This is a genomic window from Sphingosinicella sp. BN140058, assembly GCF_004135585.1.
Classification (GTDB): Bacteria; Pseudomonadota; Alphaproteobacteria; order Sphingomonadales; family Sphingomonadaceae; genus Allosphingosinicella.
The window spans coordinates 55,839-74,544 of sequence record NZ_CP035501.1 but is presented as its reverse complement, the minus strand read 5'-3'; the positions used below and the strand labels follow the sequence as shown (position 1 = coordinate 74,544).

The 18,706-nt window shown below is 67.3% G+C and carries 16 protein-coding genes; 10 read left to right on the top strand and 6 right to left on the bottom strand.

The window, feature by feature from the left end; genetic code table 11:
* The first annotated feature begins 252 nt into the window (after positions 1 to 252).
* The 4 genes from ETR14_RS00295 (at position 253) to ETR14_RS00280 (ending at position 5,072) form a co-directional block, all read left to right on the top strand.
* Entirely contained in the window at positions 253 to 1,488 is a 1,236-nt protein-coding gene (locus ETR14_RS00295) for a dihydrolipoamide acetyltransferase family protein (protein ID WP_165356240.1), read from the top strand.
* A 209-nt stretch (positions 1,489 to 1,697) separates the two neighbouring features.
* On the top strand, positions 1,698 to 2,855 hold the full coding sequence (locus ETR14_RS00290) for a 2OG-Fe(II) oxygenase (protein ID WP_243455696.1): 1,158 nt from the start codon (positions 1,698 to 1,700) through the stop codon (positions 2,853 to 2,855).
* A 237-nt stretch (positions 2,856 to 3,092) separates the two neighbouring features.
* A complete protein-coding gene (locus ETR14_RS00285; RefSeq protein WP_165356239.1) occupies positions 3,093 to 4,061 on the top strand; it encodes a glucokinase in 969 nt (322 codons plus the stop codon).
* Positions 4,062 to 4,649: 588 nt separating this feature from the next.
* Entirely contained in the window at positions 4,650 to 5,072 is a 423-nt protein-coding gene (locus ETR14_RS00280) for a GxxExxY protein (RefSeq protein WP_129382826.1), read from the top strand.
* Between the two features lie 50 nt (positions 5,073 to 5,122).
* Here the strand turns inward: ETR14_RS00280 and ETR14_RS00275 are convergent, their stop codons facing one another.
* The 3 genes from ETR14_RS00275 to paaG are packed head-to-tail and all read right to left on the bottom strand — an operon-like array spanning position 5,123 to position 8,719.
* On the bottom strand, positions 5,123 to 5,887 hold the full coding sequence (locus ETR14_RS00275) for a glutaminyl-peptide cyclotransferase (protein WP_129382825.1): 765 nt from the start codon (positions 5,885 to 5,887) through the stop codon (positions 5,123 to 5,125).
* A complete protein-coding gene (gene paaZ / locus ETR14_RS00270) occupies positions 5,887 to 7,905 on the bottom strand; it encodes a phenylacetic acid degradation bifunctional protein PaaZ (RefSeq protein ID WP_129382824.1) in 2,019 nt (672 codons plus the stop codon). The genes ETR14_RS00275 and paaZ overlap by 1 nt, the downstream gene beginning before the upstream one ends.
* Before the next feature lie 31 nt (positions 7,906 to 7,936).
* A complete protein-coding gene (gene paaG / locus ETR14_RS00265) occupies positions 7,937 to 8,719 on the bottom strand; it encodes a 2-(1,2-epoxy-1,2-dihydrophenyl)acetyl-CoA isomerase PaaG (protein ID WP_129382823.1) in 783 nt (260 codons plus the stop codon).
* Positions 8,720 to 8,811: 92 nt separating this feature from the next.
* Here paaG and pcaF point away from each other — a divergent pair, with 92 nt between their 5' ends.
* From pcaF to paaE, 6 genes are all read left to right on the top strand, one after another.
* Positions 8,812 to 10,014 carry a 3-oxoadipyl-CoA thiolase gene (gene pcaF / locus ETR14_RS00260; RefSeq protein ID WP_129382822.1) on the top strand — a complete coding sequence of 401 codons (1,203 nt, stop codon included), beginning with the start codon at positions 8,812 to 8,814 and terminating at the stop codon, positions 10,012 to 10,014.
* A gap of 400 nt (positions 10,015 to 10,414) precedes the next feature.
* A complete protein-coding gene (paaA, locus tag ETR14_RS00255; RefSeq protein WP_129382821.1) occupies positions 10,415 to 11,398 on the top strand; it encodes a 1,2-phenylacetyl-CoA epoxidase subunit PaaA in 984 nt (327 codons plus the stop codon).
* Positions 11,398 to 11,682 (top strand): 1,2-phenylacetyl-CoA epoxidase subunit PaaB, encoded by a 285-nt coding sequence (paaB, locus tag ETR14_RS00250; RefSeq protein WP_129382820.1) that lies wholly within the window; start codon positions 11,398 to 11,400, stop codon positions 11,680 to 11,682. The genes paaA and paaB overlap by 1 nt, the downstream gene beginning before the upstream one ends.
* Positions 11,682 to 12,512 (top strand): 1,2-phenylacetyl-CoA epoxidase subunit PaaC, encoded by an 831-nt coding sequence (gene paaC / locus ETR14_RS00245; RefSeq protein WP_129382819.1) that lies wholly within the window; start codon positions 11,682 to 11,684, stop codon positions 12,510 to 12,512. The genes paaB and paaC overlap by 1 nt, the downstream gene beginning before the upstream one ends.
* Before the next feature lie 221 nt (positions 12,513 to 12,733).
* Positions 12,734 to 13,192: a 1,2-phenylacetyl-CoA epoxidase subunit PaaD gene (gene paaD / locus ETR14_RS00240; protein ID WP_243455695.1), complete on the top strand. Its 459-nt coding sequence runs from the start codon at positions 12,734 to 12,736 to the stop codon at positions 13,190 to 13,192.
* Between the two features lie 7 nt (positions 13,193 to 13,199).
* Entirely contained in the window at positions 13,200 to 14,276 is a 1,077-nt protein-coding gene (gene paaE / locus ETR14_RS00235) for a 1,2-phenylacetyl-CoA epoxidase subunit PaaE (protein ID WP_129382817.1), read from the top strand.
* Positions 14,277 to 14,554: 278 nt separating this feature from the next.
* On the opposite strand, the gene bla is transcribed toward paaE, so the two are convergent.
* From bla to ETR14_RS00220, 3 genes are all read right to left on the bottom strand, one after another.
* Complete coding sequence (bla, locus tag ETR14_RS00230; protein WP_129382816.1) at positions 14,555 to 15,685, bottom strand: class A beta-lactamase; 1,131 nt, start codon at positions 15,683 to 15,685, stop codon at positions 14,555 to 14,557.
* A 131-nt stretch (positions 15,686 to 15,816) separates the two neighbouring features.
* A complete protein-coding gene (locus ETR14_RS00225; protein ID WP_243455963.1) occupies positions 15,817 to 17,952 on the bottom strand; it encodes a TonB-dependent receptor in 2,136 nt (711 codons plus the stop codon).
* 145 nt (positions 17,953 to 18,097) lie between these two features.
* Complete coding sequence (locus tag ETR14_RS00220) at positions 18,098 to 18,589, bottom strand: DNA-deoxyinosine glycosylase (protein WP_206185927.1); 492 nt, start codon at positions 18,587 to 18,589, stop codon at positions 18,098 to 18,100.
* Positions 18,590 to 18,706 lie beyond the last annotated feature (117 nt).

Sequence of the window (18,706 nt, the reverse complement as noted above, 5' to 3'; positions counted from 1 at the left end):
GGAAAGGCGCAGGGCATGGTCGCCCCCCGCCGCGACTTCTGGTCCTGAGATCCCAGCTTTCGCTGGGATGACGGTAGGGCGCTGGGTCTCAGGGGAGGCGGCCGTGACCTCTTGTCCTGAGATCCCAGCTTTCGCTGGGATGACGGGAGGGGTCGGGACGACGGGAGGGGTCGGGACGACGGGAAGGGCCGGGATGACGGGAGGGGACGGGATGACGGGCTGGCCCCAGTGGACGGCCAGGGGAGCGGCCGCGTGATCGACGTCATCGTTCCGTTCGAGCAAGAAGGCACCAAGGCCGTCGTCCGCGCCTGGCTGAAGCAGGTCGGCGACCGCGTCGAGGTCGACGAGCCGCTGGTCGAGCTCGAGACCGACAAGGTGGCAATGGAAGTGCCGGCGTCCGCGGCGGGTATCCTCCGCGAAATCCTGCTCGACAAGGATGCGGATGCCATTCCCGGCGCGATCCTCGGCCGGATCGACCCGGTCCTGGAGCGTTCGGACGGGGCAGCGGACGCGGAAGGCGCGCCGCCGCCGCCAGCGCCCGAAGAGGCGGCTGCGCCGCCGCCGCCCGCCGCGGACGTGCGTAATCCCGAGCTTCGGCTGTCGCCGGCGGTCAAGCGCGCCTGCCTTCAGCATGGAGTCGACCCGACCAGCATTGCCGGCACCGGCCGCGGCGGGCGGGTGACCCGATCCGATGTCGACAAGGCGGTGGCGCAAGGCCGCGCCGCGCCTGCTGCCCCGGCGACCGCCGCGCCTGCTTCGGCAGCATTGTCGCGGGCGAATCCGGGCATCCGCTCGCACGACGTGCCGCACGACCGAATGCGGCTGAAGATCGCCGAGAACATGCTGGCCTCGGTCAGCCAGGCGCCGCACGTCACCGCCGTATTCGAGGCGGATTTCAGTGCGATCACCGCGCATCGCGAACGGCACAAGGCGGACTTCGCCAAACGGGGCGTCAAGCTCACCTACAGCGCCTATTTCATTGCCGCCGCCGCCGAGGCGATGAAGGTCGCGCCGGCGATCAACAGCCGCTGGCATGCCGACCGGCTGGAGCTGTTCGACGACGTCAATATCGGCATCGGCACCGCCTTGGGCGACAAGGGACTGATCGTGCCGGTGCTGCGCCAGGTGCAGACGCTGTCGCTGGAAGGCATCGCCGCCGGGCTCGACGCGCTGATCGAGAAAGCGCGGGCCGAAAAGCTCACAGCGGCGGACGTGTCGGGCGGGACCTTCACCATCTCCAACCACGGCGTCTCCGGCTCGCTGTTCGCCAGCCCGATCATCATCGCCCAGCCGCAGTCCGCGATCCTCGGCATCGGCAAGCTCGAGAAGAGGGTGGTGGTGCGCGAAGTGGGCGGGCAGGACGCGATCCTGATCCGGCCGATGGCCTATGTCTCGCTGACCATCGATCACCGGGTGGTCGACGGGCACCAGACCAATGGCTGGCTGAGCCGGTTCGTCGAGGTGCTGGAGACCTGGCCGGGCGATTGAGGCGAAGGCGCCGGCGGCTTCCGCTTCTCAGGTTCTCAGCTTGGCAGGGCCACGGCATTCGGCCATTCTCATCCTCCCTGTCCGCGAAGCGGATGGGGAGGGGGACCAGCTGAAAGCTGGTGGAGGGGCAACCGGCGCTGTTGGCCCCTCCACCGCACTTCGTGCGGTTCCCCTCCCCATCGCCTGCGGCGACAGGGAGGATATGAGAGTTGGCACGCCGTCGGTTCGGCGGGGCGCAGATGGCGGAGACGATGGACGTCCAGAAGAATCAAGCCGCGGACGGCCCGCAGCCGCCGATGATCGGCCTTGGCGAGCCGGCGCCCTATTTCCATGTGCCGGCGCTCGGCGGGTCGCCGCGTTATGCGTTCGACAGCGCTGCAGGACGCGCGATCCTGATCCTGTTCTTCGGCTCGGCGGGGCAGCCCCAGGCGGCGGCGGCGCTTGCGGCGGTTCAGGCGCGGCGGGACCTGTTCGACGACGAACATGCCTGCTTCTTCGGAGTAAGCGTCGATCCCGCCGATGCTGCGGAGGGCAGGATCGCCCAGCAACTGCCGGGCATTCGCTTCTTCCTCGATTACGAACGAAACGTCAGCCGCCTGTACGGCGCGGAGATGGGCGGCAGCCAGTACCGGCCGCACTGGCTGCTGCTCGATCCGATGCTGCGGGTGATGGGAATCTGGCCGATCGAGGCGGCGACGGCGGCGCTCGATGCGCTCGCGGCTTTTGCGCGGCCGCTGCCGCTGGTGGAGACCGCGCCGGTGCTGGTCGCGCCGGCGATCTTCGAGCCGACCCTCTGCCGGTACCTGATCTCGCTCTACGAAAAAGAGGGCGGCGAGGAATCGGGCTTCATGCGCGAGGTGGACGGCAAGACGGTGCTGGTCACCGATCCGCAGCACAAACGCCGCCGCGACTACACGATCGCCGATCAGCAGCTTCAGGGCCAGCTCGCCCTCCGCATCCGGCGGCGGCTGGTGCCGATGATCGCGCGCGCCTTTCAGTTCGAAGCGACGCGCATGGAGCGCTACATCGTCGCCTGCTACGATGCCGAAGCAGGCGGCCATTTCCGCGCCCACCGCGACAACACCACCAAGGGCACGGCGCACCGCCGCTTCGCGGTGACGATCAACCTCAATGCCGAGGAATACGAAGGGGGCGAGCTGCGCTTCCCGGAATATGGGCGCCGCACCTACCGCGCCCCGACCGGCGGCGCGGTCGTCTTTTCCTGCTCGCTGCTGCACGAGGCGACGCCGGTGACGCGCGGCACCCGCTACGCCTTCCTGCCCTTTCTATACGACGATGCGGCCGCGAAGCAGCGCGAGGCGAACAACGCCTTTCTCGACGAGGGCCTCGGCGCCTATCGGGCGTGAGGGGGCGAGCGGGGCGCGGCGGGGTCGCCGCGGGCGGACGACCTGCGGTCGCCGCGGGCGGACGACCTTCGGTCCCCGCGGGGCGCCGCGGGCCGACGACCTTCGGTCGCGGCGGGGCGCCGCGGGCCGACGACCTTCGGTAGCGGCGGGCGGACGAACAAGTTCGCCGCGGGGTCGCGGCGGGTTAACCGCTTTTTAGCCGTTACCGTATTAGTGCTGTGGCCAGGGAGAGGGCCTGTGGAACAACAGCTGGTCGGCGCGATCGACGGCGACAATGTCGCGTTCGCGCTCACACGTGGAAATGAGCGCGCGCGCATCGAAGAGGTGCGGCGCTTTCCGACGTCGGCCTTCCCGACCTTTACGGACGCCCTGCAGAGCTACACCAAGGGGCTCGGGCTGCGGCCCGACGGTGTCGGCTTCTGCCTGGCGGTGGCCGGCGTGTCGCGGGGCGACGTGATCACCCTGCCCAATTGCCGCTGGTTCGTCTCGGTGAGCGGCCTCAAGGCGTTCCTGCGCACCGATCCGCTGATCATCAACGATTTCGCGGCGACCGCCTGGGCGGTGCCGAGCGCCGACGTGACCCAGCTCGTCCGGATCGGCGCGGTGCCGGCGAAGCCTGCGCGCGCCGGCGGCACCTATCTGATCGTCGGCACCGGCAGCGGCCTCGGCATGGCGATATTGTCGGTGCGCGAGGACGGCCGGATCATCGTGATCGAGAGCGAAGGCGGCCATGCCAGCTTCGCGCCGCAAAATGGCGAGGAAGAGGCGATGCTGACGGCGCTCCGCCGCCGCTTCGGCCACGTCTCGTTCGAGCGCATGCTGTCGCGCCCGGGGCTCGAGAACATCTATGCCATTCTCGCGGAGCAGAGCGGGCGTCCGGTCGCGGAGTCGCCGGCGTCGAACCGGATCATCGCCTCGGCCGCATCCTGCACCGATCCGCTCGCCGCCCGCGCCGCCAAGCTGTTCGCGGCGATCCTCGGCAATTTCGTCGGCAATGCCGTGCTCACCTGCGGCGCCTGGGACGGCGTCTTCCTGGTCGAGCCGATGCTTGGGGAGATGCTGCCGATCCTCAACACCGGCGGCTTTCGCAGCCAGTTCGCGAGCAAGGGCCGGATGAGCCGGGCGCTGGAACGCGTGCCGACGGCGTGGCTGAGCAACGACACGGCAACGCTCGCCGGTGCCGCCGCGGCGCTGCAGGCGCGTTAAATTCAACGGCTCCATCGCGCCCTCCGCGTGCAGCGCTGCGCATGGTTCCGGGGCGGTCGCTGCCGGCGGCGTGGTGGTTCTGATGGGAGTGCCAGGTGCCTGGCGACATGATCAGGTGCTCCTCCGCCGGGACTAAGCCGCATCTGCCGGCCGATCCTTGACGCGAAGGACGCGAAGAGCGCGTTGATCGCGAAGAGAATTTGAATCTGCCTTCCGGAGCACGCGGGGAGGCTCCCCATCGTTGCAGCCAAAGCTTCGCGTCATCGCGTCCTTCGCGCCTTCGCGTGCAAAGCTGCGCACGCTTCTGAGCAGGGCGCCGCCGGGCGAGGATTTGCTCTGGTGAGGGTTATGCCATTCTGCCGACGGCCTGGCGACACGATCAGGTGCTCCTTCGCCGGAATCGAGCCGCGTCTTCCCGCCTATTTTGACGCGAAGGACGCGATGATCGCGATGATCGCGAAGGGCTCGGATATCCACGCCGAGCGTCTCTTGATGACGAGCGTCATCGTGATAGCGGTTTGTGTCGTCGCGCTCGGGGAGCTTTGGGTGTTAAGCTCGGCTCGGCTGGGAGAAACGGGAGGCAAGGAGATGATGGACGTCGAGTCCGTCGCGAGCGTCGCGATCGAGTCAGGGCTTCGCCTGCACCGGCACCTCGGTCCTGGCCTTCTGGAGAGCGTCTACGAGAGCTTGCTTGCGGCAACCCTCGCGCGTGGCGGCTTCTCGGTCGAGCGCCAGGTTCCGGTAACGATCACCTATGACGGCCTGACTTTGAAGGATGCATTTCGGGCCGATCTTCTGATCGAGAGCAACCTCATCATCGAGGTGAAATCGGTCGACAAGCTCGCGCCGATCCATTCGAAGCAGTTGCTGACCTATCTCAGGGTCAGCAATCGGCCGCTCGGCCTGCTGATGAACGTCGGCGGGATGACGTTCAAGGAAGGGCTCAAGCGGGTCGTCAATGCGCATCATGGTGCGAGTTCTCTCCTGCGGGTGAACGCTCAACCCGCGTGAAAGGCTTGCGCGTCCAACCCGCTGCCGGGCTTCGTCCGACTGCGGGACGCTCAGCGCGCCGGCACCAGGTCGATCTCGAACAATTTGCTCCAGTTCTTGCCGGTGACGAACAGGCGGTCCTTGGCGGCGTCGTAGGCAATGCCGTTCAGCACCGCGTCGGGATCGGCCGGCGCGTTGGCGGCGACGAGATCGGTGAGGTCGATCCAGCCTTTCACATTGCCGGTGGCCGGATCGATCCGGGCGATGCGCGGGGTCATCCAGACGTTGGCGAAGATCTCGCCATTCACCCATTCGAGCTCGTTCAGTCGCTCCACCGGCATGCCCTGATCGGTGACGGAGATCCTTCTCTTCTCCGCCATCGTCTTGGGATCGAGCACGCGCAGCTGGGCGGTGCCGTCGCTCATGTAGATGTTGGCCTTGTCGCGGGTCAGCGCCCAGCCTTCGCCGGGATATTGGAAGGTGCCGGTCTGGCGGAAATCGGCGCGGTTCCAGCGGAAGCCGATGCCGTTCTGCCAGGTGAGGCTGACGATCTCGTCGCCCCAGTCGACGATCCCCTCGCCGAAATAGGTCGACGGCACCGTCACCTTGCGCAGCACCTTGCCGTCGTCGAGGCGGACCTCGCGAATGTCGGACTGGCCGTTGAGGCCGGTGCTCTCGTAGAGCTTGCCGTCGCGCCACAGCAGTCCCTCGGTGAAGGCAGAGGGATCGTGCGGATAGGCGCGGACGACCTTGTAGCCGGCCGCCGCCGTGTCGCGCGCGTCCGAGGCCGAGCAGCCGGCGACGGCGAGCAGGAAGAGGAAGAGGGCCTGGCGCATCACGGCTGGTTCATCGTCAGCAGATCGTAGGCGGCGACGATCTCGTCTTTCTGGTTGAAGACGAACACCGCCCAGCGGACCTCGCCCATTTCCTCGTTGCGGACCGACTTCGACTTGACGGTAAGCTCAACGCGCATGGCATCTCCGGGGTATAAGGGCGTGAGAAAGCGCAAATTCTCGAGGCCGTAATTGGCGAGCACCGGTCCCGGCGCGGGATCGACGAACAGGCCGGCGGCGAAGCTGAGGATCAGGTAGCCGTGCGCGACCCGGCCTTCGAAGATCGGGTTCGCTCTCGCCGCCTCCTCGTCCATATGGGCATAGAAGGTATCGCCGGTGAAGGCGGCGAAATGCTCGATGTCGTCCAGCGTCACGGTGCGGCCGGCGGTCTCCAGCGTGTAGCCGATGTCGAGCTCGGAGATGCGTTTGCGGAACGGGTGAACGTCGCCGGTCGGCTTGGCCGCGCCGGGCAGCCATTGCTTGACGATGCTCGACAGCAAGGCGGGCGACCCCTGCAGCGCGGTGCGCTGCATGTAGTGGCTGACCCCGCGTATGCCGCCCATCTCCTCGCCGCCACCGGCGCGGCCCGGCCCGCCATGGACGAGGACGGGGAGGGGCGAGCCGTGGCCGGTCGATTCGCCGGCGCTGGTCCGATCCAGGATCACCATGCGGCCGTGATAGGCGCCGGCACCGAGCACGAAATCCTCGGCCACGGCGGCATCGAAGGTGAACAGCGAAAGTGCCAGGCTGCCCATGCCGCGATTGGCGAGCGCGATCGCATCGTCGAGATCCGTGTAGGGCATGATCGTCGACACCGGCCCGAACGCCTCGACGTCGTGAACGGCAGCGCTGCCCCAGGGATCGTCGGTGCGCAGCAGGATCGGCGACAGGAAGGCGCCGTTGCCGGGCACCGGCGACGAGTCCGGATCGCCCGACACGATCCGCGCCGAACGGGCGAGCTCGGCAACGGCGCTGCGGACGCTGTCGCGCTGCGCCCGGCTGGCGAGCGCGCCCATCGTTACGCCCTCGTCGCGGGGATCGCCGATCCGTACCTTGCCGAGCCGTTCCCGCAGCGCCTGCTCGACCGCATCGATATGCGCGGCCGGCGCCATCGCGCGGCGGATGGCGGTGCATTTCTGCCCCGCCTTGACCGTCATCTCGCGGGCGACCTCGCGAACGAACAGATCGAATTCGGGCGTGCCCGGCCCTGAATCGGGGCCGAGGATCGAAGCGTTGAGGCTGTCGCGCTCGGCGATGAAGCGGACGCTTTCGCGCGCCATCACCGGATGGGTCTGCAGCTTCATCGCGGTCTGCGCGGAGCCGGTGAACGAGACCACGTCCTGCAGGGTCAAGTGATCGAACAGATCACCGACCCCGCCCATGATCAGCTGCAGCGCGCCCGGCGGCAGGATGTTCGCCTCGATCATGATCCGGAAGGCGTGCTCCGCGACATAGCCGGTCGCCGAGGCCGGCTTGACGATCGCCGGCACGCCGGCAAGCAGGGTCGGCCCGAGCTTCTCGAGCATGCCCCAGACCGGGAAGTTGAACGCGTTGATGTGGACGGCGACACCCTGGAGCGGGGTGAAGACGTGCTGGCCGACGAAGGTCCCGCCCTTCGACAAAGGCTCCATCGCACCGTCGACGAGGATGCGGCTGTTGGGAAGCTCGCGCCGGCCCTTGGACGAGAAGGAGAAGAGGGTGCCGGCGCCGCCCTCGATGTCGATCCAGCCGTCGGCCCGGGTCGCGCCGGTTTCGTAGGAGAGTTGGTACAATTCCTCCTTGCGGGCCATGATCGCGAGGCCGAGCGCCTTCAGCATGTGCGCGCGTTCGTGGAAGGTCAGCCCCCGCAGCGCCGGGCCCCCGACCTTGCGCGCATGATCGAGCATCGCCCGGAAATCGAGCCCGCCGCTGCCGGTGACCGCGATCGTCTCGCCGCTGACCGCGCTCGCGACCTCGGCGAGGCCGCCCGAGCCCGAATGCCAGCCGTCCTGGGCGTAATTGAGAAGCGTCTGGGTTTTCATGGATGTGCCTTCATGCCTTGGTGCGCGCAGATCACTTGCCGGTGAATTTCGGTAGCCTCTTCTCCATGAACGCCGCCACACCTTCGCGATAATCGTCGCTGTAGCCGAGTTCGCGCATCGCGTCGCGCTGCAGGTCGAGCTCCTCGTCGAGGCTGTGGCGCCAGCTTTCCCGGATCATGCGCTTGATCGCCGCGAGGCCGCGGGTGGGCGCCGTCGCGAAACGCTGCGCGAGCGCATCGACTTCGGCATCCAGCACATCGTCGTCGACCGCCTTCCAGATCAGGCCCCATTGGGCGGCCGTCTCCGCAGGCAGGGGCTCGGCGGTGAGCGCCAGGCCGAGCGCCCGCGCCTGGCCGACGAGGCGCGGCAGCACCCAGGTGCCGCCGCTGTCGGGGATGAGGCCGATGTTCGCAAACGACTGGATGAACTTGGCCGATCTGGCGGCGACGACGATGTCGCAGGCGAGGGCTATGTTGGCGCCCGCGCCGGCGGCCACGCCGTTGACTCGTGCGATCACCGGAAAGGGCAGGTCGGTTATCCGCCGGATCAGCGGATTGTAGCGCTGCTCCACCGACTCGCCGAGATCCACCGCCTCGCCCGGCGCGACCGCGCGGTCGTTCAGATCCTGGCCGGCGCAGAAGCCGCGGCCGGCGCCGGTCAGCACCAGCACGCGTGCGCCCTCGAGGCGCGACAAAGCGTCGGCGACCTCCTTGTGCATCTCGGCGGTGAAGCTGTTCAGCCGCTCGGGACGGTCGAGGGTGAGGCGGGCGATGGCGTCTTCCTGCGCGAACGCGATGGTCCGATAGTCGGTCATGCCTGCTCCTTATCAGGCCGCTCCTTATCAGGCCGACTCCCGCGCGAGGAGAGGGCCTGTTATTGCGCGGCAACTTTCATTCGGAGCCCGCCATGATCGACGCCTTTCTCTGCGACGCCGTCCGCACGCCGATCGGCCGCTACGGCGGCAGCCTTGCGCATGTCCGCGCGGACGATCTTGCCGCAATCCCGATCCGCGCGTTGATCGAACGCAACCCGGGGGTCGACTGGAACGCGGTCGACGACGTCATCCTCGGCTGCGCCAACCAGGCCGGCGAGGACAATCGCAACCTGGCAAGGATGGCCGGCCTGCTCGCCGGCCTGCCCGATCGCTCGGGCGGGGTAACCCTCAACCGGCTGTGCGGCTCGGGCATGGACGCGGTGGCGATGGCGGCGCGGGTGATCCGCGGCAGCGAGGCGGACATGATCGTCGCCGGCGGTTCGGAGAGCATGAGCCGGGCGCCGTTCGTGATGGCCAAGGCGACGTCCGCATTCGATCGCAACGCCGAAATCTACGACACCACGATCGGGTGGCGCTTCGTCAATCCGAGGATGAAGGGTGCCTATGGCGACGACACGATGCCGTCGACGGCTGAGAACGTCGCCGAAGAATGGAAAGTAAGCCGCGAGGATCAGGATCTTTTTGCAGTCCGGAGCCAGGAAAAGGCAAGCATCGCGCAGGAGAATGGGCGGTTCGCGGCCGAGATCGTGCCGGTCTCGATCCCGCAGCGCAAAGGCGATCCGATCCTGGTCGACCGCGACGAGCATCCGCGTAAGACCAATGTCGAGGCGCTCGCCCGGTTGAAGCCGATCGTGCATGCAGGCGGCAGCGTGACCGCAGGCAATGCCTCGGGCGTCAACGATGGCGCCGCGGCGATGATCGTCGCCACCGAGGCGGCGGCACGGCGCCACGGCCTCACGCCGCGGGCACGCTTCGTCGGCGGCGCCATCGCCGGTGTGCCGCCGCGGATCATGGGCATCGGCCCGGCGCCGGCCTCGCAAAAACTGCTCGCCCGGCTCGGCCTCACCATCGCCGACATGGACGTGATCGAGATCAACGAAGCCTTTGCCGCCCAGGCGCTGCCGGTGTTGCGCGAGCTCGGCCTTCCCGATGATGCCGAGCACGTCAATCCAAACGGCGGCGCGATCGCGCTCGGCCACCCGCTCGGCATGTCGGGCGCTCGCCTGTTGCTTACGGCGGCGGAGGAACTCCACCGCCGCGGCGGCCGCTATGCTTTATGCGCGATGTGCATCGGCGTCGGCCAGGGCATCGCCACCGTGATCGAGCGGGTCTGAGCGCGGCGCAGCACGAGAGCGAATGCGACGCACGGCCAAGTGTTTGGGACGTCTCGCACATGGTGTGCGCCCCCTGCCCGGGCTAAACAGGCGGCACGCGAGCAGGGGGTGCCGCAAGGTAAACGGGTCGAGACGCCGGCGCAGCCAATCTGCGCCGGCGTCTTTGTGTGCGGCGGTGAAGATGCGCCGTCGCGCAGCGCCGAGGTGCGACCGTGCGGTCGCTCGCGCGTTGTTTGCGCGAAGGGCCCCTGCTAGACCAAGATCGTCTCAGGCTGAACCAGCCTGAGACGTGAATCTTGGTCTCAACCCTCTGATAGAGCATGATTCACGACATCGGCGGAAGCGCGAAGCGCTTCCACCTCAGACGATCATGCTCTAGGGCAGAGGGCAGGAGAGCGATATGTATACGACCGAGCTGCAGAAGACGACCAACGTCGCTTCGACCGAGGATCCCGCGAAGCTTGCCGCCTTCGAGGCGCGGGTCGCGGCCGACGAGTTCATCGAGCCCAAGGACTGGATGCCCGAGGCCTATCGGCGCACCCTGACCCGCCAGATCTCGCAGCATGCCCATAGCGAGATCGTCGGCATGCTGCCCGAGGGCAATTGGATCACGCGGGCGCCGTCGCTGCGCCGCAAGGCGATCCTGCTCGCCAAGGTGCAGGACGAAGCCGGCCACGGCCTCTATCTCTATTCGGCCGCCGAAACGCTCGGCACCAGCCGTGAGGAGATGATAGAGGCGCTTCATTCCGGCAAAGCCAAATATTCGACGATCTTCAACTATCCGACGCTGACCTGGGCCGACATCGGCGCGATCGGCTGGCTGGTCGACGGCGCCGCGATCATGAACCAGGTGCCGCTCCAGCGCACCTCCTACGGCCCCTACGCTCGGGCGATGGTCCGGGTCTGCAAGGAGGAGAGCTTCCACCAGCGCCAGGGCTACGAGATCATGATGGTGCTCTGCGCCGGTACGCCGGAGCAGAAGCGCATGGCGCAGGACGCACTCAATCGCTGGTGGTGGCCGTCGCTGATGATGTTCGGGCCGCCCGACGCCGACAGCCCCAACACCGCCCAGTCGATGCGCTGGCGGATCAAGCGCGAGACCAATGACGAGCTCCGCCAGAAGTTCGTCGACATCACCGTGCCGCAGGCAACCGCGCTCGGCCTCACCATTCCCGATCCGGCGCTCGTCTGGAACGAGGCCAAGAACGGCCACGATTTCGGCGCGGTCGACTGGGAGGAATTCTACGCCGTGGTTCGCGGCGAGGGGCCGGTCGCGCGCGAGCGGATGAAGGCGCGCCGCGATGCCTGGGAAGAGGGTGCGTGGGTGCGCGAGGCCGCGGCCGCTTATGCGGCGAAGCACAGCCGCAAGGCGGAGGCGGCCTGATGGCTGGCGATTGGCCGCTCTGGGAAGTGTTCGTGCGGTCGCGCGGCGGGCTCTCCCATCGTCACGTCGGCTCGGTTCACGCACCCGATCCGGAGATCGCCCTTCGCCATGCCCGCGACACCTATACGCGGCGGATGGAAGGGGTGAGCCTCTGGGTGGTGCCGTCCGCGCAGATCGTCGCGTCCGATCCAGCCGACGACGCCGCGATGTTCGATCCGGCCGCCGACAAGGTCTACCGCCATCCGACCTTCTATTCGATCCCGGACGACGTGACGCACATCTGATGGCCTCGCTTCCTCCCATCGATCTGCCGCCAGGCGCGACCGGCGCCGGATCGTTCGACGCGCCGACGACGGAAACGGACGGCGGCATCCTGTTCGACTATCTGCTGCGGCTCGGCGACGACAGCCTGATCCTGGGGCAGCGGCTCAGCGCGTGGACGGGGCACGCGCCCTCGGTCGAGGTCGATCTCAGCCTCGCCAACATCGCCCTCGACCTCGTCGGTCAGGCAACGCACTTCCTCAACCATGCGGGCGAGATCGAGGGCAGGGGCCGCGACGGCGACTCGCTCGCCTTCGGCCGCGACGTGCTCGATTTCCGCAATTGCTGGCTCGTCGAGCAGCCGAACGGGGACTTCGCGCAGACGATGGCGCGGCAATTGCTGTTCTCGACCTGGCAGAAGGCGCTTTTCGACGCGCTCACGCAATCCGCCGAACCGACCATCGCCGCAGTCGCGGAAAAAGCGGTGAAGGAAGTCTCCTATCATCAGGAGCTTGCCGCCGAATGGGTGATCCGCCTCGGTGACGGCACCGAGGAGAGCCGGCGTCGGATGCAGGACGGCATCGATTGGATGTGGCGCTTCGTCCCCGAATTGTTCGAGATGGACGACGCTGCGACCTTTCTCGCCGATCGCGGCATCGGTGCCGACCTCGGCGCGCTCCGCCTGGACTATGATCGCAGGATCGATGCGGTGCTCACCGAGGCGACGCTCACACGGCCGCGCGACCAGCGCCCGATCCTCGGCGGCCGGCGCGGCCACCATAGCGAGCATCTCGGCCATCTTCTCTGCACCATGCAGTTCCTGCCGCGCACCTATCCGGATGCGACATGGTGACCGTGGCGGAGAAGTCGCCGCGCTTGGAGCGCCGGGTGCTTGCACGCGATGATGAGAGATCCTCCCCGCGTGCGGGGAGGGGGACCGCCGCCGCAGGCGGTGGTGGTGGGGATTGCGAAACCCCGGCTGCCTCGGGATCTTCCGGCGCGGCGTGGGGCTCGGAACCTCCTCCACCGCCCTTCGGGCGGTCCCCCTCCCCGTGCCGGGGAGGATCTAATGGCTTGGCGGAAACGGATGGGAGTCGGATCGCGGCCATCAGCGCCGTGGTCGCCTCCGTCGCCGACCCGGAGATTCCCGTCCTTTCCATCCTCGATCTCGGCATCGTCCGCGCGGTCGAGGAGGATCGGGTGGTGCTGACGCCGACCTATACCGGCTGCCCCGCAACCCATGTGATCGAACGCGACGTCCGCGATGCGCTCGATGCGGCGGGCTACCGATCGGTGCGCATCGAGACGATCCTGTCGCCGGCCTGGACGACCGACTGGATCACCGCCGAAGGTCGGGCAAAGCTTCATGCCTACGGCATCGCACCGCCCGATCCAGGCGCGCGCACCGCCACATGCCCGCAATGCGGATCGCGCCACACAGAGGAGATCAGTCGCTTCGGGTCGACGCCGTGCAAGGCGCTCTGGCGCTGCCGCGACTGTGCCGAGCCGTTCGACCTCTTCAAATGCCATTGAGACACGCATGAGCGTCACCTTTCACAGCCTGGAAGTGGCGGAGGTGATCCCGGAGACCGCCGACGCCCGATCGATCCGGTTCGCGGTGCCGGAGGATCTGCGCGAAGCCTTCCGGTTCCGCCCGGGCCAGCATCTTACCTTGCGCGCCGACATCGGCGGCGAGGACGTGCGGCGAAATTATTCGCTGTGCGTGTCCCCCGGGGAGGGCGCGCTCAAGGTCACCGTCAAGCGCATCGCCGGCGGCCTCTTCTCCAACTGGCTCAACGATCATGTCCGCCCCGGCGATCGTCTCGACGTTATGGAGCCGCACGGATCCTTCACCTGGAATTTCAAGGGCGACGCCGCCAACCATTATGTCGGCTTCGCCGGCGGCTCCGGCATCACCCCAGTGCTCTCGCTGCTCAAGACGGCCCTGGGCGAGGAGCCGGCGAGCCGGTTCACGCTCCTCTACGGCAATCGCGACAGCCAGTCGGTGATCTTCCTCGAGGAACTGGCGGGGCTCAAGAACCGCTTCATGGGCCGCCTCGAGATCCACCATTTCCTCGCCGAGGAATCGGAGGACATCGAATTGTTCAACGGCATGCTCGATCGCGCCAAATGCGACGAGATCCTGACCCATCTCGTCGATCCCGACGCGGTCGCCGCCTTCTTCATCTGCGGCCCCGGCCCGATGATGGACGCCGCCGAGGCCGCCCTGCAGGCGCGGGGCGTTGCGGCGGAGAAGATCCATATCGAGCGGTTCACCGCCGGCCGCGCGTCGGCTGCGATCGAGGCGCAGATACAGGCGCTGCAGAAAGAGGCGCAGGGCCTGACGATGCTGGTGACGCTCGACGGGCGCAAGCGGCGGGTGCCGTTCAGCGCCGAGGCCGGCAACATCCTCGACAGCGCCCGCGCGGCCGGGCTGCTGGCGCCGTTCGCGTGCAAGGCGGGGGTCTGCGCGACCTGCCGGGCGCGGGTGGTCAGCGGCGAGGTGGAGATGGCGGCGCGCTACGGCCTCACCGACGAGGAGGTCGCCGCGGGCTATGTCCTGACCTGCCAGTCGGTGCCCGCCGGCGAAGATGTCGAACTGGATTACGACGCGTAGCGCGGCGACGTTTCTTCTGCGGCAGTAGGAAAAAGGGAGGGCTTCGACAGGCTCAGCCCGAACGAACCTTCGAGCCGGAAGAACGAACGTTTCGTCCTCCGTTCGGGCTGAGGATGTCGAACTGGATTACGGCGCGCGGGCGGTGACCTTTCTTCTACGCCGGTAGAAGAAGGGGAGGGCTTCGACAGGCTCAGCCCGAACGGTGGATGAAGCGCAAAAGGTCACCCATTCGGGCTGAGCCTGTCGAAGCCCCCCCCCTTTTTTCCTGAAGTACCCGATCAGCGCGTACCGTCGACCCCGCTCTGGCGGCTGCCGGCGAAGCGATAATCGTCGGCCTGGTCGTGGAAGGCGATGACGCTGCGGACAGTGCGCTGCATCGCCGCCATGCGTTCGGCCAGCGGCGCCGAGGTGCGGCGGATCATCACCGCGACGGCGTAGGAATGGCCATCGGGCGCGGTGAGGATGCCGATGTCGTTATAGCCCGCCTGGACGCTGCCGAGCACCTGACCGGTGCCGGTCTTGTGTGCCAGCCGCCAGCCCGCACCGAGGCCGCCCTTGAGGCGCTGCGGCCCGGTTTTGGTGTTGGACATGATCGACAGCAGCCGGTCGGTCGAGGCCGGCGACAGGAGTTCGCCGCGTTTCAGGCGGGCAAGCGCATCGACGATGCCGAGCGGGGTCGCGCCGTCCATCGGGCTGGCGATATATTTCTCGAACGCGGCACGGCGCTTGGCCAGCGGAAGGGCGTCGCGCGCGGCGTAGAAGCCGCGGTTCGACGCATAAGCCTGCTTCCACTCCAGCCCGGCGATCTCGCTCTGCAGTAGCCGCTCGCCGGGTCCGAAGCGGATACCGCTGATGCCCTTGTTGCGGAGGAAGGCGCGAACGGCCTCCGGCCCGCCGGCGCGCCACAGCACCGCATCGTTGCAGGTATTGTCGCTCTGCTGCAGGGCGCGAGTCATCAGCGAGGTGATGGTGGTGGTGTAGCCGCTCGGCCCAATCTGCGCGGCGACCGGCTGGTGGAACAAGGTGATGTCCGATTTGGTCAGGGTCACCGGCCTGGTGAGGCTGAGCTCGCCCCGATCCGCCTTGTCGAGCGCGGTGAGCGCGACCCAGAATTTGCTAACGCTTTGCTGCGGAAAATAGGTGTTGCCGTCGAACGCCGTTCTCCAGCCGGTCTGCACGTCTTTGACGGCGATACCGATGTCGCCGTTGAACGTGTTGCCGATCGCGCGGATCTGCGCGTCGAGCGCCCGCTGGGCACTCAGTTGCTCGGCGCTCCAAGGCTGAACCGGCGACGCGGGTTGATAGGTCGCTGCGGCGGCGAGGATGGCCACCAGCGGCAGCGCGGCAAGCAGGCCCTTGCGCCCGACCTTGAACGTCCGCCCGCCGGGACGGCGATGTGCCTTTGCCATTAGCCCCTCCTAAAACCTTCAACCCACTGGATTCATCGTACGAAGTGAAGGCTTTCGGCTAGCTTGCTCGAGTCGGATGCGCGGCAGGGCGTGCGCTAGCTGCGACGGACTCCCGGCGAGACGTGCCAAGCTCAGAAGCTGAGCCTGGCGCTGACCCGGAAATCACGGCCCGCGAGCGGCGCCACGTCCTTCAAAAAGCTCGCATGCCGGCGCGCATCGACGTCGAAGATGTTGTTGGCGGAGACCGTGACGCTGGTGTTCGGCAGGGTCTCGAACGGCTTCCACGACAAGGACGCATTGACCAGAGTGAAGCCGTCGGTGGGAGTCTCGTTCTCGGCCAAGCGGTCCTGCCCGTCGGTCCACTCGACCTCCAGCCGGCCCTGCAGCGTCTCCGATTGCGCCTCGATGCCGCCGAGCACGCGCAGCGGCGGGATGCGCGGGGCAGGGCCGACCGACTTGATCGTCGCCCGGACGTAATCGGCGACACCGTCGAGATTGATCGCGAATGCGCCGAGCTGCGCCACCCGGACCGAGCCTTCGAGCTCCACACCCGAATAGGTCGCGTCCGCCTGGCCGATCTGGAAAACGGGCAGGCCGTCCTCGATCTCGCCAGTGGGCTGTTCGAAGATGTAGTCGCTGAACCAGCTGCGGAACACCGACGCGGTGACGTTGAAGCCGTCGCCATCGACGTTCAGCGTGCCTTCCAGTCCCCAGCTCTTCTCCTTGGCAAGATCGGGATCGCCGACCTCGAAGCTCTGGGTGCCGGCATGCGGCCCGTTGGCGAACAATTCCTCCGCCGAAGGTGCGCGCTGGGTGTGCGAGCCGTTGACGCCGAGCCGAATGCCGTGGGCGACCTCGTAATTGGCGCCGGTCGACGCGGAAAAGGCATCGAAGCTGCGGCGGCGCTGCGGCGTGCCGAGATCGGCATCGGCCTCGGCGCTGGTCCGCTGATGTTCGTAGCGGGCGCCGATCTCGGCCCGGAGCGGACCGCTGCGGTAATTCTGCAGGGTGAACAGGCCGAATTGGCTGGTTCGGTTCGCCGGCAGGAACTTCTCCTCGCCGATCACGTCGAGATCGCGGCGGAAATATTGCGCGCCGAAGCCGCCGCCCCAGCCGCCGCGCTGCGACTGGACGAACTCGAGACGGCCCTCGGCGCCCTCGGTCAGGAAGGTGGTGCCGATCTCGCCCGTGTCTTCAAGCTCGTTGTGCCGGTAGTCGGAATAACCGCCGCGCAGGCGGACGCTGTCGACGAAGCCGCTGCCGGTATCGAGCTCGAGGCGTCCGTCGACGCGGGTCTGCTTGATGTCGATGCGCGGCGCCTCCGGCTCGATCGACGGATCGAGCGAATAGCGGATCGGAACGCCGTACAGGCTGTCGTAGCGGTTGATCGAGAAGCCGACATTGTTCTCGCCCGAGATCCAGGCGGCGCCGAGCGCGACATCGGAGGTTTCGGCGGCGCTGTTCGGCAGCCGGCCACGAAGATCGGCGAGTGCGCGCACGGCAGGATCGCCGCTCGCGGCGGCCTGCACGCGCAGATCCTTCGACAGCACGTAATTGCCGATCTCGAGATCGTTGGTCTTCGAATAATTGCCGTCCGCATGGAGCACGAAGCCGCCGCCGACGGGAACGTCGATGGTGGCGTTCGCCGAGCGTTCGTCCGCGGCGGAGCCGTAGGTCAGAATGCCGTCGATATGGGCGGTCTCGTCGGGCACCCGCCGCGGGATCCGGGCGTCGATGACGTTGACGACGCCGCCGATCGCGGAGGACCCGAACAGAAGGGCGGCCGGCCCGCGCAGGACTTCGATCCGTTCGGCGGTCAGCGGATTGACGGCGACCGCATGATCGGCGCTGGTGTTGGACGCATCGAGGCTGCCGATGCCGTCGGTCAGGATCCGCACCCGCTCACCCTGGAAGCCGCGCAGAACCGGACGGGAGGCGTTCGGACCGAACGAAGTCGCCGAAACTCCAGGCTGCCGTGCCAATGTCTCGCCGATGGTTGGCCGAAGGTCCCGGATGAGTTCGACGCCACTGACCACCGAGGTGCCGGAGAGCACGTCCTCCCGGTTGCGCCGAAATCCGGTCACGACGATCTGCTGGGTGTGATCGGCGTGGAAATCCTGCGCCTCTTCCGACCCGGATGCGCTGCCGGAGGTGGCGACCTGCTCCACGGCGTTCGGCTCACTGTGCGCAGAAGCGGACTCGGGAGTCTCCTGCGCCCGTGCGGCGCCGGCCAGCAAAAGCAAGGTCGTGCCGGAAAGCAGCATCATCTTGGTCAATTGAGATTCCTCCTGTGCGGGAGGCGTTTACACGTTGTGACACTATACCAAAGGTCATTTCACCGCACCCGGTATTCGCCCGGTCGCAGCAATCTTGCGTCCTGATGAACAGCCCGATGAACAGCCGAGTCGCCGGTCAGAGATAATCCCGCAGAACCGCCCAGCGCACCGCCTTCTCGGTCAACGGCAGGGTAAAGGCAGGGCTGCTCGACGGCAGCGGCAGCAGCGCAAGATCGCCGCGTTGGGCGAGTTGGGGGATGCCGATGGCTGCGGACTTCGCACCGTTGAAGCCGATCGCACGCAGCGATGGAAGCTCTGCGGCCAGGGTGGCGACATCGTTGCCGACGGGTTCGCGGATGGCGGTGTCGAGACTGCCCCTGCGCTTGGCGGCGCCGATCGTATCCCAAAGTCCGATGCCGGCGGCGAGCAGGCGCTCCAGACGTTGCGGATAGGGCAGGGATACCAAATCCGCTTCGATGACACCGCCGATCAGATGCCAGAAATGGTTGCGCGGGTTTCCGTAGTAACGTTGCGCGGCCAGCGAAAGTTCGCCCGGAAGGCTGCCCAGCACCAGCACGCGGGTGCGCGCATCCAGAACGGGCGGGAACGATCTCTTCACTTCGTCCACGCCTCGCAACCCTCCTTCGGTTTCGGACCCGCAACCTTCTTCAAAGAAGAGCGTTGCCGAGATCGCCCGATTCCTGAATGGGCGCCTTACTTTCCGTGTTTGGGGTGGAGATCTATT

What these genes read in the sequence shown, in the direction of transcription:
- ETR14_RS00280 (WP_129382826.1), top strand. Translation starts at nt 4,650, where the DNA reads ATGATGGACGTCGAGTCCGTCGCGAGCGTCGCGATCGAGTCAGGGCTT.
- ETR14_RS00275 (WP_129382825.1), bottom strand. Translation starts at nt 5,887, where the DNA reads ATGCGCCAGGCCCTCTTCCTCTTCCTGCTCGCCGTCGCCGGCTGCTCG.
- paaZ (WP_129382824.1), bottom strand. Translation starts at nt 7,905, where the DNA reads ATGAAAACCCAGACGCTTCTCAATTACGCCCAGGACGGCTGGCATTCG.
- paaG (WP_129382823.1), bottom strand. Translation starts at nt 8,719, where the DNA reads ATGACCGACTATCGGACCATCGCGTTCGCGCAGGAAGACGCCATCGCC.
- pcaF (WP_129382822.1), top strand. Translation starts at nt 8,812, where the DNA reads ATGATCGACGCCTTTCTCTGCGACGCCGTCCGCACGCCGATCGGCCGC.
- paaA (WP_129382821.1), top strand. Translation starts at nt 10,415, where the DNA reads ATGTATACGACCGAGCTGCAGAAGACGACCAACGTCGCTTCGACCGAG.
- paaB (WP_129382820.1), top strand. Translation starts at nt 11,398, where the DNA reads ATGGCTGGCGATTGGCCGCTCTGGGAAGTGTTCGTGCGGTCGCGCGGC.
- paaC (WP_129382819.1), top strand. Translation starts at nt 11,682, where the DNA reads ATGGCCTCGCTTCCTCCCATCGATCTGCCGCCAGGCGCGACCGGCGCC.
- paaE (WP_129382817.1), top strand. Translation starts at nt 13,200, where the DNA reads ATGAGCGTCACCTTTCACAGCCTGGAAGTGGCGGAGGTGATCCCGGAG.
- bla (WP_129382816.1), bottom strand. Translation starts at nt 15,685, where the DNA reads ATGGCAAAGGCACATCGCCGTCCCGGCGGGCGGACGTTCAAGGTCGGG.
- ETR14_RS00225 (WP_243455963.1), bottom strand. Translation starts at nt 17,952, where the DNA reads ATGATGCTGCTTTCCGGCACGACCTTGCTTTTGCTGGCCGGCGCCGCA.